This window comes from Aeromonas sp. FDAARGOS 1417 (assembly GCF_019046985.1).
GTDB classification, from domain to species: Bacteria; Pseudomonadota; Gammaproteobacteria; order Enterobacterales; family Aeromonadaceae; genus Aeromonas; species Aeromonas veronii.
In genome coordinates this window covers 1,884,978-1,909,578 of the sequence record NZ_CP077221.1, presented here as the reverse complement: position 1 = coordinate 1,909,578, position 24,601 = coordinate 1,884,978, and the positions used below count along the sequence as shown (strand labels likewise).

The 24,601-nt window shown below is 58.1% G+C and carries 20 protein-coding genes; 10 read left to right on the top strand and 10 right to left on the bottom strand.

Going from position 1 to position 24,601, the window contains the following annotated elements; genetic code table 11:
- Nucleotides 1–160: 160 nt before the first annotated feature.
- The 7 genes from frdD to mscM all read right to left on the bottom strand — a co-directional run bounded on the left by frdD (nt 161) and on the right by mscM (nt 9,986).
- On the bottom strand, nt 161–517 hold the full coding sequence (gene frdD, locus I6L47_RS08580; RefSeq protein WP_040066869.1) for a fumarate reductase subunit FrdD: 357 nt from the start codon (nt 515–517) through the stop codon (nt 161–163).
- Between the two features lie 10 nt (nt 518–527).
- Entirely contained in the window at nt 528–926 is a 399-nt protein-coding gene (locus I6L47_RS08575) for a hypothetical protein (protein WP_005335058.1), read from the bottom strand.
- A 16-nt stretch (nt 927–942) separates the two neighbouring features.
- Nucleotides 943–1,677: a succinate dehydrogenase/fumarate reductase iron-sulfur subunit gene (locus tag I6L47_RS08570; RefSeq protein WP_005335057.1), complete on the bottom strand. Its 735-nt coding sequence runs from the start codon at nt 1,675–1,677 to the stop codon at nt 943–945.
- Nucleotides 1,670–3,454 carry a fumarate reductase (quinol) flavoprotein subunit gene (gene frdA, locus I6L47_RS08565; protein WP_005335056.1) on the bottom strand — a complete coding sequence of 595 codons (1,785 nt, stop codon included), beginning with the start codon at nt 3,452–3,454 and terminating at the stop codon, nt 1,670–1,672. Before frdA ends, I6L47_RS08570 begins: the two co-directional genes overlap by 8 nt.
- Before the next feature lie 509 nt (nt 3,455–3,963).
- Nucleotides 3,964–5,841: a methyl-accepting chemotaxis protein gene (locus tag I6L47_RS08560; protein ID WP_021229777.1), complete on the bottom strand. Its 1,878-nt coding sequence runs from the start codon at nt 5,839–5,841 to the stop codon at nt 3,964–3,966.
- Between the two features lie 155 nt (nt 5,842–5,996).
- A complete protein-coding gene (locus I6L47_RS08555; RefSeq protein ID WP_216949098.1) occupies nt 5,997–6,680 on the bottom strand; it encodes a glycerophosphodiester phosphodiesterase in 684 nt (227 codons plus the stop codon).
- 24 nt (nt 6,681–6,704) lie between these two features.
- On the bottom strand, nt 6,705–9,986 hold the full coding sequence (mscM, locus tag I6L47_RS08550; RefSeq protein WP_216949097.1) for a miniconductance mechanosensitive channel MscM: 3,282 nt from the start codon (nt 9,984–9,986) through the stop codon (nt 6,705–6,707).
- 155 nt (nt 9,987–10,141) lie between these two features.
- Here mscM and I6L47_RS08545 point away from each other — a divergent pair, with 155 nt between their 5' ends.
- The gene (locus I6L47_RS08545) at nt 10,142–11,479 is read left to right on the top strand and encodes an MATE family efflux transporter (RefSeq protein ID WP_216949096.1); all 1,338 of its coding nucleotides are present in this window, start codon (nt 10,142–10,144) and stop codon (nt 11,477–11,479) included.
- An 88-nt stretch (nt 11,480–11,567) separates the two neighbouring features.
- Here I6L47_RS08545 and I6L47_RS08540 read toward each other — a convergent pair whose 3' ends face one another.
- Nucleotides 11,568–12,389, bottom strand: coding sequence for a peptidoglycan DD-metalloendopeptidase family protein (locus I6L47_RS08540; RefSeq protein ID WP_216949095.1), 822 nt, complete (start codon nt 12,387–12,389; stop codon nt 11,568–11,570).
- Between the two features lie 302 nt (nt 12,390–12,691).
- On the opposite strand from I6L47_RS08540, the gene I6L47_RS08535 reads away from it, so the two are divergent.
- Nucleotides 12,692–13,471, top strand: a complete 780-nt coding sequence (locus I6L47_RS08535; protein ID WP_042054576.1) for a BPSS1780 family membrane protein — start codon at nt 12,692–12,694, stop codon at nt 13,469–13,471.
- Nucleotides 13,472–13,537: 66 nt separating this feature from the next.
- Here the strand turns inward: I6L47_RS08535 and I6L47_RS08530 are convergent, their stop codons facing one another.
- Nucleotides 13,538–14,437, bottom strand: a complete 900-nt coding sequence (locus I6L47_RS08530; RefSeq protein ID WP_005362277.1) for a LysR family transcriptional regulator — start codon at nt 14,435–14,437, stop codon at nt 13,538–13,540.
- A 126-nt stretch (nt 14,438–14,563) separates the two neighbouring features.
- On the opposite strand from I6L47_RS08530, the gene I6L47_RS08525 reads away from it, so the two are divergent.
- From I6L47_RS08525 to oxyR, 4 genes are all read left to right on the top strand, one after another.
- Nucleotides 14,564–15,424 (top strand): Vmh family MBL fold metallo-hydrolase, encoded by an 861-nt coding sequence (locus I6L47_RS08525; RefSeq protein ID WP_005335035.1) that lies wholly within the window; start codon nt 14,564–14,566, stop codon nt 15,422–15,424.
- A gap of 76 nt (nt 15,425–15,500) precedes the next feature.
- Complete coding sequence (locus tag I6L47_RS08520; RefSeq protein ID WP_216949331.1) at nt 15,501–16,145, top strand: DsbA family protein; 645 nt, start codon at nt 15,501–15,503, stop codon at nt 16,143–16,145.
- Nucleotides 16,146–16,317: 172 nt separating this feature from the next.
- A complete protein-coding gene (locus I6L47_RS08515) occupies nt 16,318–17,958 on the top strand; it encodes a methyl-accepting chemotaxis protein (protein WP_019446348.1) in 1,641 nt (546 codons plus the stop codon).
- A gap of 156 nt (nt 17,959–18,114) precedes the next feature.
- Complete coding sequence (oxyR, locus tag I6L47_RS08510) at nt 18,115–19,014, top strand: DNA-binding transcriptional regulator OxyR (protein WP_005354003.1); 900 nt, start codon at nt 18,115–18,117, stop codon at nt 19,012–19,014.
- Between the two features lie 49 nt (nt 19,015–19,063).
- Here oxyR and I6L47_RS08505 read toward each other — a convergent pair whose 3' ends face one another.
- Nucleotides 19,064–21,535: a penicillin-binding protein 1A gene (locus I6L47_RS08505; RefSeq protein WP_216949094.1), complete on the bottom strand. Its 2,472-nt coding sequence runs from the start codon at nt 21,533–21,535 to the stop codon at nt 19,064–19,066.
- Between the two features lie 300 nt (nt 21,536–21,835).
- Here I6L47_RS08505 and tapM point away from each other — a divergent pair, with 300 nt between their 5' ends.
- The 4 genes from tapM to I6L47_RS08485 are packed head-to-tail and all read left to right on the top strand — an operon-like array spanning nt 21,836 to nt 24,589.
- Nucleotides 21,836–22,897 carry a PilM family type IVa pilus assembly protein TapM gene (tapM, locus tag I6L47_RS08500; protein WP_042082638.1) on the top strand — a complete coding sequence of 354 codons (1,062 nt, stop codon included), beginning with the start codon at nt 21,836–21,838 and terminating at the stop codon, nt 22,895–22,897.
- Nucleotides 22,885–23,463 (top strand): PilN family type IV pilus biogenesis protein TapN, encoded by a 579-nt coding sequence (gene tapN / locus I6L47_RS08495; RefSeq protein WP_005353997.1) that lies wholly within the window; start codon nt 22,885–22,887, stop codon nt 23,461–23,463. The genes tapM and tapN overlap by 13 nt, the downstream gene beginning before the upstream one ends.
- Nucleotides 23,460–24,059, top strand: coding sequence for a PilO family type IV pilus biogenesis protein TapO (gene tapO, locus I6L47_RS08490; RefSeq protein WP_019446350.1), 600 nt, complete (start codon nt 23,460–23,462; stop codon nt 24,057–24,059). The genes tapN and tapO overlap by 4 nt, the downstream gene beginning before the upstream one ends.
- Nucleotides 24,056–24,589 (top strand): pilus assembly protein PilP, encoded by a 534-nt coding sequence (locus I6L47_RS08485; protein ID WP_005335020.1) that lies wholly within the window; start codon nt 24,056–24,058, stop codon nt 24,587–24,589. The genes tapO and I6L47_RS08485 overlap by 4 nt, the downstream gene beginning before the upstream one ends.
- Nucleotides 24,590–24,601 lie beyond the last annotated feature (12 nt).

The following is a 24,601-nucleotide window of genomic DNA, read 5'->3' as shown; positions in this document are numbered from 1 at the left end:
AAATGACGAATGTATTGGGGTTATGTGACTGTGATCGCCATATGATTGGACGATAATCTGGTTTTTATCGAATTGTTTGAGTGAATAAAAAGCAGGAGCGGGATAGCGGGGCAAAAAAAACCGGGCACGAGGCCCGGTTTGGTCAATCAGTCAGATGTGATTACTGGAGTACCAGTACCATCAGCAGGCCGACGGTAATGGCAGATACCAGGAAGGCAAAGCCATAGAACACATAGTGGTGCAGCTTGGTGGTGTGGATCCCCAGATCGTGCAGACCGTGGTAGATACGGTGCATGCCGTGCCAGACTGGCAGGGCGATGATCACCAGCAGGATACAGGCACCCCACCAGGAGCTGGCGAACGCGTGTACGCGGTCATAGCTCATGGTTTCCACGTCCATGATGCCCATGGGCACCAGCAGACCGGTGATGAGGACAATGACCGGCAGCAGCATGGCAACGACCATGCCACCCGCACCAAACAGACCCCAGTAAATTGGTTCGTCAGAACGTCTCATTGTTTTCTCCTCAGGCCACGATGATCAGGACAAGCAGGGACACCACCGCCAGCGCCACATACTGGGCGAGAACGATCGGCTTCTCCGGTACCAGGTCTTCACCACGGAAGATACGCATGGCTTTCGGCGCCAGGGCGAACCAGGTTTTGGCATGGAACAGGCACGCCGCCAGAGCGACGACATGGAACAGGATGGCGATCGGGCTTTGCAGGGATTCCAGCCAGCCGTTGAACGCTTCCTGACCCTGAACCAGGCGCATCAGGCCCCACATCAGCACAACGGCGTAGATGGAGACGAAGATACTGGTGCCTTCACGGATCATGTAACCGGTGTAGAAGGCGTTCTTCAGCCACCAGTCTTTCTTCATTTCGCGGACGTAAGGTTTACGTTTGCTATCAGTGTTGTTCATGGTCTCAATCCTGCTCTCAATCTGGCTTGAACATGGCGATCATGTAGTCCTTGGCGCTTTCGACCTTGCCAAGCTGGATGGCCGCCGCCGGATCGACGCCCTTCGGGCACACTTCGGAGCAGTAGCCCACGAAGGTACAGCCCCAGACGCCTTCGTCCTGGCTGATGATGCGCATACGCTCTTTGGCGCCGGCATCACGGTTGTCGACGTTGTAGCGATAGGCCAGAGCCAGTGCCGCCGGGCCGGTGAACTTCTTGTTGATGCCGTACTGCGGGCAGGCCGCGTAGCAGAGACCACAGTTGATGCACTGGGAGAACTGCTTGTACTGCGCCATCTGGGCCGGAGTCTGGATGTACTCGCCATCACACAGGCTGCGCGGCTCGCTCGGGATGATGTACGGCTTGATGCTCTCCAGCTTCTCGATGAAGTCGGACATGTCGACCACCAGATCGCGCTCGATCGGGAAGTTGTTGAGCGGCTCGACGGTCATCTTGCCCGGCAGATAGTCGCGCAGGAACGCCTTGCAACCCAGCTTGGGCACACCGTTGACCATCATGCCGCAGGAGCCGCAGATCGCCATTCGGCAGGACCAGCGGAAGCTCAGGGTAGAGTCCAGGTGATCCTTGATGTACTGCAGGGCGTCCAGCAGAGACATCTCTCTCTGGTATGGCACCTGGAAGGTTTGCATCCAGGGCTCGTTATCCTGTTCCGGACGGTAGCGCAGGATCTCAATTTCAATCATCTCAGCCATTCTTCTTAGCCTCGTCTTGTTTCTCACCCTCGGAGCCGTACACGCGTTTTGCCGGCTGGGACTTAGTGATCTTCACATCGGAGTAATCGATGGAGGGCGTTTCGCCATTTTTGTAGAACGAGAGCGTGTGCTTGAGGAAGTTCACGTCATCGCGCTCTTCGTAACCATCCAGACGCTGGTGGGAACCGCGGGACTCTTTACGATTGATGGCGGAGTGCGCCATGGCTTCAGCCACGTCCAGCATGTAACCCAGTTCGATGGCGTACAGCAGATCGGTGTTGAAGACAGAGGACTTGTCGTTGATCTTGACCTTCTTGTAACGGGCTTTCAGCTCGTTGATCTTGTCGATGGTGCCCTGCATCAGCTCTTCGGTACGGTAGATACCGACGCCGGCTTCCATGGACATGCCCAGCTCGTTGCGGATATCGGCCGGGTTTTCAGTACCGTCTACGTCCATCAGGGAGAGGTGCTGCTTGATGAGCGCCTCGGCCTTGGCGGCCAGCGCTTCGGTGTTGCCATGCTTCTGAGTCTTGGCAAATTCACCTGCCTGCTCACCGGCCAGCTTGCCGAATACCACGATCTCGGACAGGGAGTTGGAACCCAGACGGTTGGCACCGTGCAGACCGACGGAGGCACATTCGCCCGCGGCGTAGAGGCCGGGCAGACGGGTGGCACACTTGTTGTCAGTCTCGATACCACCCATGGTGTAGTGGGCAGTCGGACGTACCGGGATAGGCTCTTTGGCCGGATCCACGTTGACGTAGGCTTTGGCCAGTTCGCAGATGAACGGCAGACGCTCTTTCAGGTACTTCTCGCCAAGGTGACGAAGGTCGAGGTGAACCACATCGCCCATCGGGCCCTGAATGACGCGGCCTTTCTGCTGCTCTTGCCAGAATGCCTGGGAAACGCGGTCGCGCGGACCAAGCTCCATGTATTTGCTCTTCGGCTGGCCGATCGGCGTTTCCGGGCCCAAGCCGTAGTCTTGCAGGTAGCGGTAGCCATCCTTGTTCAGCAGGACGCCACCCTCACCACGACAACCTTCGGTCATCAGGATGCCGGTGCCCGGCAGACCGGTCGGGTGATACTGGACGAACTCCATATCACGCAGCGGTACGCCGTGACGATAGGCCAGTGCCATGCCGTCGCCGGTGACGATGCCACCGTTGGTGTTGTAGCGATAGACACGGCCAGCACCGCCGGTTGCCACGATCACGGATTTGGCCTGGATGAAGCGGGTGATACCGTTCTGGATGTCGAAGGTCAGTACGCCCTGAACGCGGCCGTCGTCCACGATCAGGTCAAGACAGAAATGCTCGTCGAAGCGCTTGATGCTCGGGTATTTGACGGAGGTCTGGAACAGGGTGTGCAGAATATGGAAACCGGACTTGTCTGCGGCGAACCAGGTACGGGGAACCTTCATGCCACCAAACGGACGCACGTTGGCTTTACCATCCGGCTTGCGGCTCCAGGGGCAACCCCAGTGCTCCAGCTGGATCATCTCTTTGGTTGCGTTGTTGACGAAGTATTCCACTACGTCCTGCTCGCACAGCCAGTCACCACCGGAGACGGTGTCGTTGAAGTGGTTTTCGAGGGAGTCGTCATCACGGACGACACCGGCGGCGCCGCCTTCGGCAGCAACCGTGTGGCTGCGCATCGGGTAAACCTTGGAAATCAGGGCGATGTCCAGGTCTGGCTGTGATTCGGCTATAGCGATAGCGGCGCGTAAGCCGGTACCGCCAGCACCGATGATGGCCACATCGGTCTTGATAATATCCACATCTGCCTCCTTAGGGATAGATTTGCTGGGCACGATTTTGCTCTATGAAAAAAATTCAGGCTTGATGCAAGTCAAACTGCTAGGTTTTATTCCCTTTTTATTGGTTATTTTTCTATAAAACACCCAAATCCCTGGATGAAAATGTCGTTATTATCGTCATTTTTTGGTGTTACTGAGCAGTTGAACACCTAGCTACGAGCACTTTAACTTCTGGATTGTACGTAGTTTTCTTTCAATAAAATGCGAATCACCTCTCTTTTTGGGTACTCGCGAAAAAAATTTTAAGTTTTTTATTGTAATTTTTTAATGAGAATTATTGGCATTTATATATTCGGATAGAAATAGGTAATCCGAAATACTGCGGTGACCACGGCGGTGATCTGATAATTCCAGACGAATTACAAGGATTTCAAGGCGGGGTATTTGGCGGGTAATGTGAGATTACTCACTGAAAATTAAGCGCTATTTAGAAAAATAAAAGGGGCCTGTACGGCCCCTTTTGCTCATCCTCAAATGCGGAACATACCGACCTGATTGCTCAGTTCACCCGAAATATTTTTAAGTTGTTCAGAGAGATGGCGTGAGCTGTCTGCATCCACTGCCAGTTCGTCCGAGACATCTTTCACCGCCTGAATGTTGCGGCTTACCTCATCGGTGACGGCCCGCTGCTCCTCAGCCGCGCTGGAGATCTGGGTCGCCATGTCGGAGATCTGGTTGATCGAGGTGGTGATCTGTTCCAGCGCATGGGTGGCGTTGTTGGCGTCATCCACGCTGTTCTGGGCCAACAGCTGGCCTTCGTGCATGGTGCTGACCGCTCCCTGGGTATTGCGTTGCAGGGTTTCGATCATATTGCGGATCTCGACGGTAGAGCTGTGGGTACGCTGTGACAGGACGCGCACCTCGTCGGCTACCACCGCAAAGCCGCGACCCTGTTCACCGGCACGGGCCGCTTCGATGGCGGCGTTGAGTGCCAGCAGGTTGGTCTGCTCGGCGATGCCCTGAATGGTGGAGAGGATGGTGTTGATCTCCTGAGCGTTTTTCTCCAGTTCCTGAATGATGTTGGAGGCCTGTTCCACCTGGGTGGCCAGATCGGTGATGGAGCGCTGGTTGCGGGCGATCACCTGCTTGCCATGCTCGCAGCTGCTGGAGGAGCTGCGGGCCGCTTCGGCGGTCTGCTCGGCGTTGCTGGCGACCTCGACCGCGGTGGCCGACATCTCGTGTACCGCAGTGGCGATCTGGGAGATCTCGTTTTGCTGGCGTGCCAGCCCCTGATTGGCTTTTTCCGCCATGCTGTGGGAGGACTTAGCCTGCTGGTTGAGCTGGCCGGAGGAGTTGGAGATATCCTGCACCATCACATGGATCCGCTCGATGAAGGTGTTGACGTGTTTGGCAACCGCGCCTACTTCATCCTCACGTTCAATCTTGATGCGGCGAGTCAGATCGCCGTTGCCACGGGAGAGATCGGCAATCGCTTCGCCCAGGGTTTTCAGAGGGGCCAGCGAGCCGTTGATGGCGACATAGGAGAAGCCTGCCACGATAAGTATGGTGATAAGCCCCTGAATGAGGGAGGAGGTAACCATGCGGCGTACCGACTGGTAGGCGATCTCTTCATCCACCATCATGCCGTAATACCAGTTGGTATTGGGAATGGCATTAAAGTCGTAGACCTCTTTCTTGCCGCTGATCACCAGCTCGTTGATCATGCCGTCATGGGCGACCTGATTGATGTAGGCGGCAGTCAGTTCCGGTGCCAGAGCGGTGGCGGATTTCAGGCTCAGGGAGGCATCGGGGTGCGCGATGATGGTGCCATTGCTGTCCACTAGCATGGCGTAGGTGCCCTCGGTGGTGACCGCCAGAATGTCCGAGATCAGTGAGCTGATGGAGACGTCACCGGCGATGACCCCCTGGGTATTGCCACGTTGGAACGGCTCGGCAATGGTAACAATCAGCTGGCCGGTGGAGATGTCGGCATAGGGGGCCGTGATGACCAGCTTGCCTGCGGCGGCCGCGTCCTTGTACCAGGGGCGTTGACGGGGGTCATAACCGGCGGGCAAGTCGGTTGGTTTGCTCTGGATCATCTTGCCGTCTGCGGTACCGGCATAGACCAGGTCGAAGCCACCGGCATTCATGGACTGGGCCAGATGACTGATGGGCTCATCTTCTTTGGCGAATGCTTCCTTGGTGGTGCTAACCATGCTAATCCGGGAGTCGACCCAGCGGGAGATTCCCTTGACGTTGGCCATGGAGCTTTCGTCGATGATGTTCCAGACCAGTCGCTGGGTCTCGCTGCGCAGTTGCGAGGTGTTGTACCAGACCTGCAGGCAGGTGATCACCAGAATGATGACCCCGATAGCCAGAACAAGCTTGTTTTTAATGGATAAGTTCATAGTTACATCCTTGTGAGCGTCAGTCTGAAGTGTGTGTGGAATCTAGTTATTGTTATGAGCCTCTGTTTATCGGCTGAAGTTGAACTCTTTGTATCCCGGTCAGCTATTTAAAGTTAGTGCCTAAATCAGTGGTTATCCATGTGCGTATCCCCCCCTCACTGCGCCAGAAAACGATCTGGTCGATTGGTGAAGATTCCATCGACCCCCATGCTAGAGAGCGTTTCATAATCTTCTGGATAATCAACGGTATAAACCAGAACTTTGAGTCCCCGGCGATGGGCATCATCGACCAGCGCGGCGTCGATGAAATCAACATCGCAATTGATGGACCAGGCCCCCAGCTCGTCGGCAAACTGCGCCAGGTTGAGCGGCAGGTTAGCGGTCAGGGCACCGAGCCGGATATCGGGCCGCAAGGCGGCAAATCGGGCCAGTTCCGGGTGATGGAAGGAAGAGACCACCCACTGCCCGGGAGTAAAGCCCAGCTCGGCCTCTGCCCGTCGGGTCAGGGCTGCCACCGCATCGGCGGTATGGGCGCCCTTGAGCTCGATATGCAGCTCGCAGCGTCCGGCGATGATCTCCATCACCTGCCACAGGGTCGGGATCACCTCTCCCTCACCGGCATCGAGCTGCTCCAGATAGGAGCGGGATTGTTCGGTCAGCACCCCCTTGCCATTGGTGCAGCGCTCCAGCCGCCGGTCGTGGAAGACCCACAACTCGCCATCGGCCGCCTGCACGTCGATCTCGATGGCTGATGCTCCCAGCTCCAGCGCTTTGGCCATCGCCTTGAGAGTGTTTTCGGGGGCCAGACCGCTGGCGCCACGGTGGGCAATAATCTGCATGTTCTGCTCCTTTTACCTCGCGGATCAGCCGCGGCTCAGGTGAATGTCGATCTGTTGATGGGGCAGGGTAAGTCCCTGCTGCTGCATCTTCTCCAGTACCAGCGAGTGAACCTCGTGAGTGATGGGCATCCGGTGATCCATGTTGTTGACGTAGAGGCGGATCTCGTAGATCAGTGCCGAGTCGGTGAATTCGATCAGGAAGACCTCTGGCGTCGGCGTCTCCAATACCAGGGTCGATGCCTGGATGGACTCTTCCAGAATGCGCTGCACCAGTTTCGGATCCCGGGTCAGGCCGATCCGGATCCGCAGTTTGACCCGGGTGATGGCATCGGAGAGCGACCAGTTGATGAACTGCTCGGTGATGAAGGCCTTGTTGGGCACGATGATCTCCTTGCGATCCCAATCCACTATGGTGGTTGCCCGGGTCTTGATCTTGGTGACGGTGCCGGTGAGATCGCGAATGGTGACGGTGTCACCGAGCCGGATTGGCTTCTCAAACAGGATGATGAGGCCGGAGACAAAGTTGGCGAAGATCTCCTGCAGACCGAAACCCAGCCCCACCGAGAGGGCGGCGACCAGCCACTGGGTTTTCGACCAGTCGATGCCGAGCATGGAGAAGCCGGTGAGGGCACCGATCAGGATCACCAGATACTTGCTGGTGGTCGTGAGGGCAAAGCCGGTACCGGGGGAGAGGCTGAGGTGTTGCAGCAGGGTCAGCTCCATCAGCCCCGGCAGGTTGCGGGCAGTCACCACGGTCAGGATAAAGACGAAGGCGGTCAGCATCAGATCCTGCAAGGTGATGGCCGAGAGCTGCTCGATGCCGCCAATCTTGCTGCTCACCTGCCACACCTCGATATTGCTGAGGAAGCTGAAGGCGGAGTTGAGATCCGACCATTGCACCACCACCAGCATGGTGAAGCCCAGCATCAGCAGGGTGCGCACCAGCCCCAGCGACTGTGCGCTGATGGTATCGAGATCCAGTTCAGTCTCTTCCACCACGTCCGGGGTCTCGGAGTTGAGCTCGTCATGCCCCTCTTCCCGGCCGCGCTGGGCCAGGATCTCGGCCCGCTTGCTCTTGGCTCGCTCGAAGGCGAGGCGGCGGCGCTGGATCAGCATCCAGCGTCTGGCCAGATAGTAGATCAGCAGGCAACCCAGCCCCATCAGCAGGCTCAGCTCCAGCTGGCGTAGCAGGGTGCGCGAGGTATAGAAGTAGCCAAACAGGGCGCCGATCACCGCCAGCAGCGGCGCCAGCATCAGGCTGTTCCAGATGAAGTGGTGCAGCAGATGGGGCTTGGTCATGTCGGTCTGGCCCCAGGTGAGCGGCAATCGCTCCCGGTTGAGGCGGGCAAAGAAGAGCAGCAGCCAGAGTGCACCGATCATGAAGGCCATCCGGCCGAGGGAGTCGTAGAAGGCGTGCTCCTGATAGCTGTTGGCCATCCCCTGCACAAAGAAACTCGGGATCAGCACCAGCAGCAGGGTGCGAAACTGCCCCCATACCTTTTGCACCTGTTCCCGGGGCCAGCGGAAGTGGTGGATCAAAATCCCCCGCTCCAGCGTCAGATGGCGGGCCATCACCAGCGCCAGCAGCAGAAACCAGATCTCGCCAAGACCACGCGCCACCGCCACCGCAAACGGGTATTGCCAGGCCCCTTCGAGCAGGCCGCGCACCATCAGTACCATGGCGGGCAAGGGGAGGGCGGCAAGCAGGGAGCGCAGCAGCAAGCGGCTGGTGAGGCTGAATTTGTCCTGAGTTACCTTACCGATCCGCGGCGCAATATGGTCGCAATAGAGGTTCAGGTGACGGGCCAGTTTGAACCAGCTCCAGGCCAGCACCAGCAGACCAATACCGGCCAGCGTGAGACTCAGCGGGCTGTTCTCGGCGATGGCATAGGGCAGTTGCAACCAGTTGTCCGGGTTGAAGGCCAGAGTCAGCGCGGCGGGAATACCGAGCATGACCTGTGGGGTAAAGGGGCGCACATCCGGCATCCAGAACAGGTGGCTGGCGCTTATTTCACGGATCTCGTCGATCTTGCTGTTCTGACGGCTGTAGAGCAGTTTGAGGCGGGTCTGCTCCTGAATGAGGGTATCTGAGGCATCGTTGAGCCGGGTCAGCAGCTGGCGCCGGGCCTTGAGCAGGTTGTCGAGCACCGCTTGCTGCGGCCGATCCAGCGTCACCTCCTCTTCGGCCATCAGCTTGTCGCGCAGCTGACGGGTATCCTTGAGCCCATCCTGCTCGCTCTCGTACTGGTACTTGGCCATGCGGGCGCTGACGATGGCGGACTCCAGCTTGTCGAGGGGAAACTGGGGAGGCAGATCGGAGAGTTTGCTGCGCAGGTTCTCGCCGTAGGCATTACTGATCTGCAGCCACTCCAGCTGTTCGCGCACCGAGTTGACCAGCTCATTCAGTTCAAACAGATTCTTGTCGACGCTACGCTGCTCATCCTGCACCCGCTCAATCTGATCCTCCAGCGTGCCGAGCTGGATGGAGAGCGCCTGATTCTGCTGTTGCTGCTCCAGCAGCAGCGGCATGTCGGTGGTGAGCTGTTTGCGCAGCCGCTCGCTCTCCTCCAGCGCCTGCTCGGTCTTCTCCCGCCGCAGCTGGTTCTGCTGGGTCAGCAGGCTGGCTTGCCACTCATCCTCGTCGGCGATGGCCAGATTGAGCTCCTGCAGCTTCAGCTTGCCGAGATCGTTGCGCTGCTGGGCCGAGAGCTGCTCCAGCTCCAGCATCTGGATCCGGTCGGAGAGGCTTTGCTCTTTCATTCTGGTCAGCAGCAGTTGTGCCTCCTGCTGGCGATCCGATTCGCTGCTGAAGCTCAGTCGCTCCAGCTGGCTGCGGGTCAGTTGCAGCTGTTTGCGCAGATCATCCACCCGCAGGTGATACTCCTGCCCGGTGCTTTCCAGCTGGTTGAGGCTGTCCATCACCCCCTGCCGCTCCTTGCGCAGGTTGAGCTGGCGGTTGCTGCTCAGACCTATGGCCTGGCGCAGCGCCTCCTCCTTGAGGCTCGCCAGCGGCGGGCGAGCAGCGGGCTGATAGTTGTGCAGGCTCTCCTTGAGGCGCGCCGACTCCTTGGGGTAATCGATAAGGATCTGCTGATAGGCTTTGCTCTGCTCCCGGTAGCGCTCGGCCTCTCTGGCAAATTGCAGCGCCTGCTGGTAGCTCTCCCGCAGCTTCTGGTTTTCCGGGGTATCGCTCTTGGGCACGCTCTGCAACAGGGATTCGGCCTGGGCAATGGCATCGTCGGCGCGCACGGTTGGCGGCAACAAGAGAAGGGAGAGCAGCAAGAGGGTGAGCAGGCGTTGCAACATGAGGCTCGTTTCCGTTCAGAAGAGGTGGCCCTAGCCTAAAACAGGGCAGGGAGGCGGGTAAAGCAGTCTATATTAATGATTCATAACACAAATAACAGGAAGTCGTGCTGCCGTTTCGCTATGATCCCGGCCGCTTTCTCTCCACCGAGTCGAATATGTCAGCTGTTGATCTGGGCACAGCCCCGCTATCTCGCCTTTTCTGGCGTTACGTAACCCCGACCGTTGCGGCCATGCTGATCACCGGCATCTATGTCACCATCGATGGCATCTTCGTTGGCCATGTGCTGGGTCAAGATGGGATGGCCGGTCTGATGCTGGCTTATCCCATCTGCGCCGTGCTCTATGCGGTAGGGGCGCTGATCGGTATGGGGGCCTCGTCGCTGGTCTCCTTTTATCTGGGGCAGGGCAACCCGGCCAAAGCCCGCCATATCGTCGGCAATGCGCTGGTGATGGTGTTGCTGGCCTCGGCACTGCTCAGTTTTATCGGGATCCGTTATGGCGAGCCCATGCTGGCCTGGATGGGGGCGGAGGGGGAGATCTTCACCGCCGGGCTCTCCTACCTGCAGGCCTACGCCTGGCTGGGCGTCTTTGCGGTGCTGTCGATGGCGTTCAGCTCGCTGCTGCGCAACGATGGCCGCCCCGGGTTTGTCACGCTCATCATGGTAGTCGGGGGGCTGCTCAACGTGCTGCTCGACTATCTGCTGATGGTGGTGTTTCCGTTCGGACTGGCTGGGGTGGCGACGGCCACCATGCTCTCCCAGGCGGTGACGGGCCTCGCCTGCCTGTGGCACTTCTTCACGCCGCGCAGCCAACTGCGGATAAGCTGGGACACCTTGCGCCCTGATCTGCGGCTGATGGGCGAAACGGTGCGCCTCGGGGTCTCCAGTTTTCTAATGTACCTCTATCTCTCTGTGGTGCTGGCGCTGCACAACAAGGCGTTGCTAGCGGTGGGTACTTCGCTGCATGTGGCGGCCTACGGGGTGATCAGTTACACCGAGGCCTTCTTCTATCTGGTGTTTGAGGGGATCGCCATGGGTATCCAGCCCATCGCCAGCTTCAACGCGGGCGCCGGTCACTGGCGGCGGGTGCTGCGGATCCGCAATCTGGCACTCGGAGTGACGTTGGGGATCGCCCTGTGCGCCATGTTCCCGCTCTATCTGTGGCCGGAGGCGGCGGTCTATCTGTTTGCCGGCGACAACGCCACCCTGCTGCCGGTGGCGAGTCTCGGGATCTGGCTCTACTTCTGGGGGCTGCCGATGGAGGGCTTGCTGCTGGTGGGGGCCACCTACTTCCAGGCCATCAATCGGGCCCGCATCGCCTCCCTGCTCACCGGCGGCAAGCTGGTGCTGATTGGCGGTTTCTTGTGGGGATTCTCGACCCAGTGGGGCGTGCCCGGCGTCTGGCTGGCATTGCCAACGTGCAGCTCATTGCTGGTGTTGGTGATGTGGCGGGCGATGCGTCGGGAGTCCGGCGCCCACACGCTGGCCGGATAGGTAATCAGGTTCGACGTGCAGACAGCAGACAGGCAGCCATGGGCTGCCTGTTTTGTTAGAGGATGTTTTGTTAACGGGCTCTGCCGATTCAGGGCTTGAAGGCACCGATAAAGATGGCGGGATCGACCCGGGTGTCGTTGAGGCTGACGTTCCAGTGCATATGGGGGCCGGTAGCGCGGCCGGTTGAGCCGACTCGCCCGACGATGCCGCCACGCGGCAGGCTCTGACCGAGCTTCACATCGATCTTCGACATGTGGCAGAACATGCTGATGAGCCCCTGACCGTGGTCGACAAAGACGGTATTGCCATTGAAGAAGTAGTTGCCGATCAGGATCACCTTGCCGGCGGCGGGGGACTTGATCGGGGTGCCGGCGCCCACGGCGAAGTCGAGGCCGGAGTGGGGGTTGCGCTCCTCGCCATTAAAGAAGCGACGCAGGCCAAACGGGCTGGAGAGGGGGCCGTTGACCGGCTTGTCGAACAGCAGGTTGCTCGGCTGGTTGGGGCTGAAGGTCTGGTAAGCTCGGGTTTGCTCCGCCAGCTCGCGGTTGATACGGGTCATATCCTCGGCGAGCGGATTGACCTGACGGCTGTTCTTGAGCTTGATGTGCTGCTCGCGGTAGTGCTTGGGGGTCACGGTGAAGCCGAGAGTACGGCCATCACCTGTGGTCAGTTGCTGGGCGCCGAGCGTGCTTTTCAGAGAGATGCCGACGATGGCGATCCACTGGTTATCTTCGCGCACTACCAGCACGGGTTTGTCGTGATAGCGGGCCGTGGGGGCAGTGGGTGACGCGCCAAGAGGGATCACCGCAACGCCACCCGGCACCGGATGGTTGAGCAGGCGACTGATAAAACCCTCGGCCAGGGCTGACTGGCTGGCCAGTAACAACAACAGACAACACACAACTCTCATGACGATACCACTCGATGTTAAAACGCCCGGGATGGCGGGATGACAACCCCCTGTCCGGCATTCGCCGATCACTAAAGGGTGATCACGACATGCTGGCCACGACAGGCGCGGCTGGAGGAGGGGACAGATTGTGCCTCGTTATGGTCGGGGCAGCCAGTGGCGGGGCGTGGCTGACGCCCCTTTTGTGCATCGCTGCGTCAGGTTTTATGTCGTGGTCGGGTTGCTTCGCCATTGAGTCGCCCCCGCCCTGGCTCTAGAATCTGCTTCCGGCACTGATGCCACCGACACTCCGAGGAGACGATATGAACGGATTACCCCCTTTGCGCACCACTCCGGCCCGGTACACGACAGGTCGTGGCTGGCTCTGGGTTCGCAGCGGGTTCGATATCTTCAACAAGGGGATGGGGATCAGCGTAGCCATGGTGCTGGTCTGGTTTATGGTGGGCATGCTGCTGGAGCAACTGCCGGCAGGGGGCCTTATCTCCCAGCTGCTCTACATGGTGTGGGGCGCGGGTTGGGTGGCGGTCGCCGCTCGGGGTTATCGGGGGGAGCCGCTGCAGTTTGCCGATCTCTTCGCCGGTTTTCGCCACAAGTTGACCCCGCTGATGCTAGGCGGTCTGCTGGTGTTGCTGCTGTTTAGCCTGGTGGGCCTCGTCTGTCTCGGTCTGCTCTCCATGTGGGGGCTGCTCCCGCTGCTGACGCAGGATCCCGAGAGCATGGTGGTCTCTGCGAGCCAGTTGCAGCAACTACTGCTGGTATTGCTGGTGGGGATGCTGCTTATCATTCCCGTGCTGATGGGGGTCACCTTTGCTCCGGCGCTGATCTACCACCACGATATCGGCATCATCCAGGCGGTACGGCTGAGCTTCTTCGGCTGCTGGCGCAATATTTTTCCCTTCTTCTGGTGGGGGCTGCTCTCAGCCATTTTGTTGCTGTTTGGCGCTGTGCTGTTACTGGTAGGTCTGCTGGTGGTGATCCCGGCGCTCAACTACTCCATCTATGTGGCTTATCGGGATATTTTCCTGGACGAGAGTGCGCAGCCGGAAGCGCCGCACTCAGAACCATTCGGATTTGAAGCCTGATCAAGGGATCAGAGTGAAGAAGGGGCCCGCAGCGGCCCCTTCGTTATGTTTGGGTGTGCGGAGTGCTTACTCCTGCCAGATGGGATCCGCCGCCATGCGAGCTAGCAGAAAATCGAGGAAGCTGCGCAGCAGTGGCGACATCTGCTTGCGGGTGGCATACACCCCGTAGACGCCGAGGCGCTTGGGTTGCCAGTCGGTCAGCAGGGGCACCAGTTCTCCGCGCTCCAGATAGGGTTGTGCCGAGTAGCGGGGTTGCAGGCTGATCCCTGCGCCTTCCAGCGTTGCTTCCAGCAGCAGGTTGGAGATATTGGCGCTCAGGTTACCGCTGACCGGCACTGACTCGGGACCGTCCGGTCCATTGAACTCCCACAGGCTCTTGCCGAAGTAGGTGTAAGTGAGGCAGTTGTGCAGCGCCAAATCCTGCACCTTGTGTGGCATCGGATGACGGGCCAGATAGGCCGGGCTGGCACAGACTACCGAGTGGCAGGTGCCGAGACGGCGCGCCACCAGATTGGGGTCGAGGTCGTTGGTGATGCGCACCGCCAGATCGATCCGCTCCTCCACCAGATTGACGGTTCTGTCGAGCAGCAGAATGTCGATGGCCGTCCCCGGGTATTGAGCCAGATAGTCGTTGGCAGCCCCGACCAGCAAGGCTTCTGACAGGGAGTAGCTGCTGGTGATCCGCAGTTGCCCCTTGGGGGCGTCATCTCCCTTCACGGCGATCTGCTCCATCTCTTCGCCGAGCGCCAGCATGGCGCGGGCCCGGTTCAGCGCCTCCTCTCCCGGTCCGGTCAGACTCAGACGACGGGTGGTACGGTGCAGCAGTCGGGCGCCCATCCAGCTCTCCAGCTCGGCCAGATAGCGAGACACCATGGCGCGCGACATATCCAGTTTCTCTCCGGCGCCGCTCAGGCTCCCTTGTTCGACTACGCTGACAAAGACCCGCAAGGCGGTCAGTCGATCCATGTACGGCTCTCTATATGTTCGATATGTGCAACAGTGATGCGCTTTTTATGCTGTATTTGCACCTTAAGTGATCCAATACACTGTGTCCATCAAATGAACCCCCGAATACTTAATGAGGAATAGATGATGAACAACACCCTGATCCGCAACCTGACTCTGGCGACCACTCTGCTGAGTGGCGCCGCACTGGCCGCCCCCCTGAGCGTGACCGTCTACAACCCTGGCGAGAAGGCGATCTTCCCGGTCTCCTCCTCACTGGTGACCGGTGACAAAGAGGCCATCCTGATCGATGCCCAATTCGATGTGCAAAATGGTCAGGCGCTGGTCGACATGATCAAGAAGAGTGGCAAGAAGCTGACCACTGTCTATATCAGTGCCGGTGACCCCGACTTCTACTTCGGTCTGGAGCCAGTCATGGCGGCGTTCCCGGATGTCAAAGTGCTGGCCGACCAGCATGTGGTTGACCACATCAACCAGACCAAGGATGCCAAGCTGAGCTACTGGAGCCCGATCCTCGGGAAGGGTGCACCGAAGAGCCTGACCGTGCCGCAAGTGATGACCGCCAGCCACCTGACGCTGGATGGCGAGAAGATTGAAATCAAAGAGATGAATACCCCGAATGCCTACCTCTGGGCCCCTTCCATCAAGACTGCTTTCGGTGGTGTGCCGGTTTACCACGGGGTGCATGTCTGGATGGCGGACAGCCAGACCAAGGCGGCTCGCAGCAACTGGGTCAAGGCGCTGGATAACCTGCTGGCCCTGAAACCCGAGCGTGTGGTACCGGGCCACTTCTTGGGCACTGCTCCTAAAGGCACTGCTGCTGTGACCTTTACCCGTGACTATGTAGAGCGTTTCGAACAGGAGCTGGCCAAGGCGAAAAACTCTGGTGAGCTGATTGAGGCTCTGAAGAAAGCCTATCCGGCACTGCCGGTTGACGATGGTCTGGCCATCGGTGCCAAGGTCAATACCGGCGAGATGAAGTGGTAAGCCACTGAGCCTGCTTTCCCTGTGTTTTTTTACCGGGCCTAAGGGCCCGGTTTTTTTATCCGAGATTGAAGTGAGAATAAAGATGAGCGAACAACAAACCACCCTCCATTATGTCTATGACCCGCTCTGTGGCTGGTGCTACGGTGCCGCCCCCCTGTTGCAGGCGGCAGCCACCATGGCCGGACTCAAGATCGAGCTGCATGCGGGCGGTCTCTGGATGGGTAGTCGCCGTCAGCCGATGGGCGAGGCATTGCGTGATTATGTGCGCCCCCATGATCAGCGGATCGAAGCGCTGACCGGCCAGCATTTTGGCGAACGCTACTTTAACGAACTGCTGCTGCGGGAAGGCTGTCTGCTGGACTCCGAGCCGCCGATCCGTGCGGTTTTGGCCGTCACGGCCTTGGGGGGCGATGGGCTGGTCATGTTGCACCGGATCCAGCAATCCCACTATCGGGACGGGATCTGGATTGGTGAGCCAGCATTTCTCGCCACGCTGGCGGCAGAGCAGGGGATTTCAGCTGAGGAATTCCAACAAGCTTATCTGCAGGCCCCCTTGCTGCAACATCTGGCAGATAGCCAGGGCTGGATGAAATGGCTGGGCGGTCAGGGTTATCCCACCCTTGGGTTGATGCACAACGGTAAGGTGAGTGCTGTTCGAGTGGCGGACTTTTTGGGCGATCCTGCCGGGTTGCGTCAGCATCTTCTTGAGTTGATGGAATAGTTATTAGAATGTGAACGGACAAGGTCTCTTTAGAAGTGAAGTGAACGGGCCGATATTCCTGTATGCAGAAGCGATATGAAAGCCTTCGACTTTCTGCTTGCAGACTATGCTCTATGTGACCATTCCCGGCGGATGTTGCGGGAGTGCAGACTCATTTCAAGGAAGCCCCCATATGTTCAAAAACATGTCTATCGGCCAGAAACTGAGTGCCGGATTTGCCATCCTGGCACTGCTGGTACTGGGCTTGGCCTGGTTTTCCATCAGCCAGTTGGCAAAGCTCTATGGTGATACCGAAACCATCACTGACAACCTGCTGCCGTCAACCCGCTATGCCAGCCAGATGCATGTTGCCATTCTGGATGCGCGCCGCTCAGAGCTGGCCCAGGTCATCGGTGGTCTGAACAAGGATGATCAAGAGGTAAGCGATCGCACCCTGACCTTCAATAAGGCCAGGCAGGAATTTGAGCAAGCAGCCCAAAAATACGGTGCTTTAGCTTTCACTACAGGTGAAGAGAAACAGGTTTATGAGCAGGTGGTTGCGGCGGGGGCCAAGTATTTTGCGGTGCATGACCAACTGTTGAGCGCCTTCGCTGCTGGCGATCTGGAGCGAGTCAGAAGTCTGCGCAAAAACGAAACCCGGGTCGCGCTGGAGGAGGTGGGAGCAAAATCCTTCCGCCTGCGGGAAATCAATAACGAGATTGCGGCCCAGATGACAAAAGATGTGGAGGCGCTCTACAGCAGTGCCAGAACCATGAGCGTCATTGTCAGTTTGGTGACGCTGGGTTTTGTTGTGGCAATTGCCTGGCTGCTGACCGGTCAGATCCGCAATCCGGTGATGGCGTTGCTGGAACAGACCCGGCGGGTCTCCTCTGGTGATCTCACCTCCCGCATCGATATGCAGCAGTTCAACAATGATGAACTGGGAACCCTTGCCAAAGGGTTTGGTGAAATGCAGACCAATCTGCGCACTCTGGTGAGTGAAGTGTCGGGCTCTGTGGTGCAACTGAGTTCCGCCGCGGAGGAGATCAGCTCTGTTGCCAGCCAGTCAGCCAACAACATGAATGCTCAGCAACATGAGTTGAATCAGCTGGCAACGGCGATGAACGAGATGCAAGCCACGGTGCAGGAGGTCTCTCGCAATACCAGCGATGCGGCCAGTGCCGCCACCTCGGCCAGTGAAACGGCCGAACTTGGTGCGCAAACGGTGAATGACTCCATTCAACGTATTGAACGGGTCGCCGGTGCCATCGAGAGTACCGCGGTGGTGATCCGCCAACTGGGCGATGACAGTCGCAATATCGGCATGGTGCTGGAGGTGATCCGCGGTATTGCCGAACAGACCAACCTGTTGGCATTGAATGCGGCGATTGAAGCGGCCCGTGCCGGTGAGCAGGGGCGGGGGTTTGCGGTGGTGGCTGATGAGGTGCGTACTCTGGCCAAGCGCACTCAGGACTCCACCTCCCAGATCAATACCATCATTGCCGAGTTGCAGCAGCGTGCCGAACAGGCCGGCAGTACAATGCAACAGAGTCAGGAGCTGATGAACACCACGGTTGCTACCGCGCGGGAAGCTGGCGAGTCCATCTCCCAGATCAGTGGCTCGGTCAGCAGCATCTCCCACATGAACATCCAGATTGCAACGGCCACGGAAGAGCAGGGCGCGGTGAGCGAGGAGCTCAACCGTAACGTGGTCAATATCAGTCATGCTTCCGAAGAGGTGGCCGCCGGTGCCACCCAGATGGCTCAGGCGTGCAACGAGTTGAACCACCTGGCTACCCAACTGCAGGATATGGTGCGCCGTTTCAGGGTGTAATCCATCGGCGAGTCAAACAGCCCGATTACCGCAAGGTGGTCGGGCTTTTCTGTTTTGGAGGGGCAGCCAGAGAGGCTCACTGCAAGTGGATGACTTGTCCCGCCGGACGATATTGTGCATGCTGATGGCCCATTTTCCAGGCAGGACTCTTGCTGTATGAATCTTCGCGATCTCGAATATCTGGTGGCGCTGGATGAGGAAAAACATTTTCGCAAAGCCGCTGAACGCTGCTTTGTCAGTCAACCCACCCTGAGCGGCCAGCTGCGCAAGCTGGAAGATGAACTCGGGGTCATTCTGATCGAACGTACCTCGCGCAAGGTGCTGTTTACTCCGGCTGGCGATGCCATGGCCCATCAGGCGCGTCGGGTGCTCAAGGAGGTGCGCGAGCTCAAGAGCATCGGTCAGCACTTCTCCGAGCCGATGTCCGGGGAGATCCATATCGGTTTCATTCCGACCGTGGGCCCCTACCTGTTGCCCCGCATTATCCAGACCCTGCGTGAGCGTTTCCCCCAGCTGGAGTTCTACCTCTATGAGGAGCAGACCCAAACCCTGCTCAAGCGGTTGGAAGAGGGGGAGCTGGATTGCGTCATTCTGGCCGAGATGCCGGGGATGGAAGGGTTTGGTTCAATCCAGCTCTATCATGAGCCGATGTGGTTGGCTGTGCCTTGCCATCACCCCGAAGCACAGGCCAGACAGGTGCCACTCGGTAATCTCAAGGGCAAGAAATTGCTGATGCTGGCCGATGGCCACTGTTTGCGGGATCAGGCGATGGGATTCTGTTTCGCCGGCGGGATAGGTGAGGATCAACGCTTCAAGGGGACCAGTCTCGAGACGCTGCGCAACATGGTGGCCGCCGGTAGCGGCATGACTTTGGTGCCAAAGTTGGCCGTACCTGCCGATCATGATGAGGGCGGGGTGAGCTATCGGCCGGTGGTTGACCCTGTGCCGGGGCGGACCATCTCGCTGCTCTATCGCCACTACTCGGTGCGTCGCCCCTGTTTCAATGAGCTGGCAGCCTCGATTGCCACGCTGATGAGCAAGCAGTTGGCCCAATAAAAAAACCGGCAGCCAAGGCTGCCGGTTTTGCTTCTGCCGCGAGAGCAGCTTAGAAGATATCGTCGGTTGAGACAGGCCCTTCCACATCGGGGTTGTCACCACCGTAGACCTGATTGCCATCCGAGCTCGGTGCTGCATAGCGGGTCGGCTCGGTCCCTTCCTTGAAGTATTCGTCGGTGCCGCCACTGGTTGCCAGCAGGCCGGTTTCGCTATCAATCTTCACTGTCATGATCCCTTCGGGAACCGGCATTTTGTGCTCCGGCAGTTTTTTGAGGGCGACTTTCATGAAGTCGATCCAGATAGGCTGCGCGGCGCCACCGCCAAACTCGGCACGGCCAAGGCCACGCTGGTGGTTGTCAAAACCGATCCAGGAAGTAGCAACGATGTCCGGGGTGTAGCCGGAGAACCAGGCATCCCGCGATTCGTTGGTGGTACCGGTTTTACCGGAGATGTCGTGACGTTTCAGGTCGCGGGCTGCACGCCAGCCGGTACCACGCCAGCCGTTGCCACCCCAGATGGCTGTGCTCAGGGTGTCGGTGATCAGGAATGCGCTCTGGGCACTGATGGTATGAGGTGCGATGGTTGGCGCGAGAGGGGTCTGTGTGCCATCTTGTGAGGCTCCATCAACAGTTGTCTGCGGCAGTGTGCTCTGCTCGGGTGCGGCCTGCTGTTCGCAGGTGGTGCAAGCAATAGCAGGGTTGGCCTGATAGAGGGTGTTCTCCAGACTGTCGGTCACTTTGTCGATGAAGTATGGGGTCACCAGGAAGCCACCGTTGGCCAGAACCGAGTAACCACGCACTACCTCGAGGGGGGTGAATTCGGCAGCACCCAGCGCCAGCGACTCATGGGGAGAGATGAAGTCGCGGGGGAAGCCAAAGCGGGTCAGACCGTCGATATAGGTATCCAGACCGATGGCGCGCATCAGTCGAACCGACATCACGTTCTTGGACTTGGCCAGACCCAGACGCAGCGGGGTGGGGCCATCATAAACGGCCGGGGAGTTCTTGGGCTGCCACATGGGCCCTTTTGACGGATCCCACTGGTTGATCGGCGCATCGTTGATGAGCGACGCCAGGGTATAGCCATGCTCCAGCGCGGTCGCATAGAGGAAAGGCTTGATATTGGAACCGATCTGGCGACGCGCCTGATCGACCCGGTTGAATTTGGATAGTTCGAAGCTGAAACCACCGACCAGCGCTTCCAGCGCGCCATTTTTCGGGTTCATGGCAACCAGCGCGGCGTTGACGTCCGGGATTTGGGCCAGCAGCAACTCTTCGCCCTCTTCCCGCACCCAGATTTGGGCGCCGACTTTCAGCACATCGTGCGCCGATTTCGGGGCATAGCTCTGACGGTCGTCGGTAATAAAGGAGCGAGCCCATTTGATGCCATTCCAGCCGAGCTCTGCTTCCTTGCCATTTTTCAGTACCAGCGTGGCGCTGCGATCACCGAGCTTGGTCACGACCGCCGCCATCAGCGGATCATAAGTGGGCTGCTTGCCAAGGTGAGCGACAATCTGCTCGTAATCCCAGGCTGTCTCGCCAGCCTTCCACAACTGAGCCGTCGGGCCGCGATAGCCGTGGCGCATGTCATAGGCAAAAACGCCATCCAGCAGTGCCTGTCTTGCCGCCCGCTGACGTTCGGCAGAGACGGTAGTGTAGACGTGCAGGCCCATGGTGTAGGCATCTTCACCGAACTGCTCGACCATCTTCTGGCGCACCATTTCACCGAGATAAGGGGCGTGCAGGGTCACTTCGGCGCCGTGAAAACGGGCCTTGATCGGCATTTTGGACGCTTCGTCAAACTGGGCCTGGGTTATCTTGCCGGTTTCCAGCATCCGGCCCAGCACAACGTTGCGGCGCGCAAAGGCGCGTTCGGGGGAGCGGATGGGGTTGAGCATGGAGGGAGCTTTCGGCAGACCGGCAATGATGGCGATCTCGTCCAGTCCCAGATCTTTGACCTCTTTACCAAAGTAAACCTGTGCCGCAGCACCGATCCCGAAGGAGCGATAACCGAGGGGGATCTTGTTGAGGTAGAGTTCGAGGATCTCGTCTTTTGAGAGATTCTGCTCGATCCGCCAGGCCAGGAAGACCTCCTTGATCTTGCGGATGATGGTCTTCTCATTGCTCAGGAAGAAGTTGCGGGCAACCTGCTGGGTGATGGTACTGGCCCCCTGACGGGCATGGCCGGAGACAGCCCAGACGGATGCAGCTCGAATGATACCAATCGGGTCAATGCCCGGGTGCTCATAGAAACGTGCATCTTCGGTCGCCAGTACGGCATCGATCATGGGTTGCGGAATTTCGTCCAGACGCAGCGGAATGCGACGAATTTCGCCATATTGGGCGATCAACTCCCCATCCCGGCTGTAAACCCGCATCGGGGTTGCCAGCTTGACGTCACGCAGTGCGGTGACATCGGGCAGTTGGGGTTTGATATAGAAGTAGATACCGATGAGGCTGGCAACACCCAGCACTGCACCCAGCATCATGACAATAAACAGGCGAACGAGCCATTTCAGCATGGAAGAACTACCAATCGTCTTAAAATTAGCCAACGGGCGCAGAGTATAGCCCTTTTGCCATCGGGAATTCGAGGTTTTCCTGTGGCGAGCCACCCACCTCAAAAGGATGCGAGAGGTTAGCACTACAGGGAGCAATTACCAAGGAGGGCCACTTGCCATGAAGAAAGCGAGATGGGTCACTTTTCGACATAAACTTTATGACATTGATAGTTAGAGCATTTAGGATGAGTGAAGCACTCCTCTGATCGGGTGTCCTACACTCTGTTCAGGAATAAAACCAAATAACGCATGGATGTGTATATGTTTGGGCTTTTTAACAAGGGATCCCTCCTCCCTCTGGTGGGCATTGATTTCGGCAGCCAGACCATCAAGGCCGTTACCCTCAGTGGCCGACCCGGCAAGCTTCATCTCGAATCGGTCGCCGATATTGCCACCCCGAAAGGGACGCTGGTTGACTATCAATTGCAGGATATCGAGCGTGTCAGCCAATCTCTCAAGACCCTCAAGCGCCTGATCCCAGCTCACAGCGACTATGCCGCCACTGCGGTGACCGGTTCCAACGTGATAACCAAGGTGATCCAGATTGATGCCCGCCTCAGTGACAAGGAGCTGGAGAGTCAGGTGCAGCTGGAGGCCGAGCAGATCATTCCCTTCCCCCTCGATGAAGTGAGTCTCGATTTTGAGGTGCTGAGCACCAACAATAGCGAAGATCGTCAAGATGTGCTGCTGAGCGCAGCCCGCACCGAGAGTGTCAACGGCCGGGTCAGCGCCCTTGCCGAAGCCGGTATTGCCGTCAAGGTGGTGGATGTGGGCGCCCATGCGCTGGGCCGTGCCGTGGTGGCATGTCTGCCCGAATTGCAGGAGAGTGAACGGCCGATCGGGGTGATAGATATCGGTGCCAGTGCCATGACCTTTGCGGCGCTGGTCAAGGGAGAGGTGATCTACTCCCGCTTGCAAAACTTCGGCGGCGATCAGTACAGCCAGGCGCTCTCCTCCTTTTATGGCATGACGCTGGATGAGGCTGAGCAGGCTAAAACCAAAGGTACCTTGCCTGTTGACCATGAGCTGGATGTGCTGATGCCCCACATCAACTCGCTGTTGCAGCAAGTGCGGCGCAATATCCAGCTCTTTTGCAGTTCATCCGGTTATCGCGACATCGCAAAACTGGTGCTGACGGGGGGAGGCAGTCTGCTACCCGGTTTGTTGGTGCAGGTAAAAGAAGAGGTCAATTGCGAGGTGTTGCACCCAGATCTGTTCGCTCTGTTTGGCAAACCGAAAGGGGAGGCCGAGCTGGTACATGGTGCTAAATATATGACGGCATTCGGGTTGGCTCTGAGGAGTTTCACACCATGTCAAATATAAACCTTCTACCCTGGCGTGAAGCCCGGGCCCAGCGCCAAAAGAAACAGTTCGGGGCCTTGCTGGGGATTTTTGTGCTGGCCACGGTCGCGCTGGGATTTTTTGCCAACTGGCTGGTTGATCGCCAGATCGTCGCCCAGCAGCAGCGCAACCAGCGGCTGGTTCAGGAGATGACTATTCTGGATGCCCAACTGGGGGAGATCCGTCTGCTCAAAGAGCGTCGCAAGGAGCTGATCGATCGGATGCAGCTCATCGAGCAGTTGCAGATGCGACGCAATGTGCCCGTTCGCCTCTTTAATCAACTGCCTTCATTGGTACCCAATGGGGTTTACCTCAACACCCTTTCGATGCAGAACAATATTATTGATGTTAATGGCAAGACCGAAGCCTATGGTCGGGTGGCCAGCATGATGCGGCGGATTGATGGTTCCGGTTGGTTGGGTCAGGCAAAGATAAGCACTATTTTTGCGGCTGATGTTGCGCCAGTGTCATTGAGCCAGTTTTCTATGATGTTCCTGATCGCCAACAATGCTGCGGCTGCAGGGAATGTGGCCAAGGAGCAACAATGAATCTTCAGCAACTCAACGAGCTGGATATCAATGACATAGCAAGCTGGCCAAAATGGGCAAAAGGGGTCTTCATCTTTTTCTGCTGCGTGTTGACCGGTGGCGCCATCTACTACTACGTGATTGCCAACTCACTGACCAGTTTGACTCAGGAAGCGGGGAAGGAGACCGAACTGAAAGCCCAGTTTGAAAGCAAGGCGATGCTGGCTGCTAACCTGGGGGCATACAAGGCGCAAATGGTTCAGCTTGAGCAACTGGTTGATACCCAGCTCAAGCAGTTGCCCAATACCCATGAGGTCGCCGGGCTGCTGGACGATATCAGCTTTATTGCTACCGACAATGGCTTGAAATTGAACCGGATCAACTGGGAACCCGAGGTCAAGCACGAGTTTTCGACAGAGCTACCGATGCGTATCGAAGTCGTGGGCACTTACCATGAAATTGGCAAGTTTACCGCTGACATGGCTGCCTTGCCCCGTATCGTCATCCTTGACTCCTTCACTCTGGGCCAGAGCAAGGATGAAGGGGAGCTGATTTCGATGTCGATGCTGGCCAAGACCTACAAGTACAACGGTAAAACAGTGGAGCCGAAACAATGAGACGCATCTGCTGGTTGTTGCCTGCCCTCTTGCTGGCGGCGTGTGGTGGTCAGGAGGACATGGATAGCTATGTCGCCCAGACCAAAGCAAGGCCGCCCATACCTATCGAGCCCTTGCCCGAGCTGAAGCCTTTTGCCCCCATGCACTACCAGCAACGCGAGTTGCGCAGCCCCTTCATGGTTCCTCAGCCTGAGGCGACGGTCGGAAGTACAAGCACTGCCAAGGCCCAGCCGGATTGTGCTCAGACCCTGATGGATCGTGAGAAAGAGGTGCTGGAAAATTATTCGCTGGCCAGTCTGTCGATGCATGGTTCTTTGGGTAAGGCAGGTCAGTTGTGGGCCTTGATCAGCACCCCGGATGGCAAATCGATGCGGGTCGGACTCAACCAGTATATGGGGCTTGATCAGGGCCGGGTCATCAAGATCACTGACACTGCCGTGGATTTGCTGGAAACCATTCCGGACGGGAAGGGGTGCTGGGTAACAAGAGAAACCCAGTTGGCGATGGCCAATGTGCAAGAAAAACAATAATCAGGGACGAAC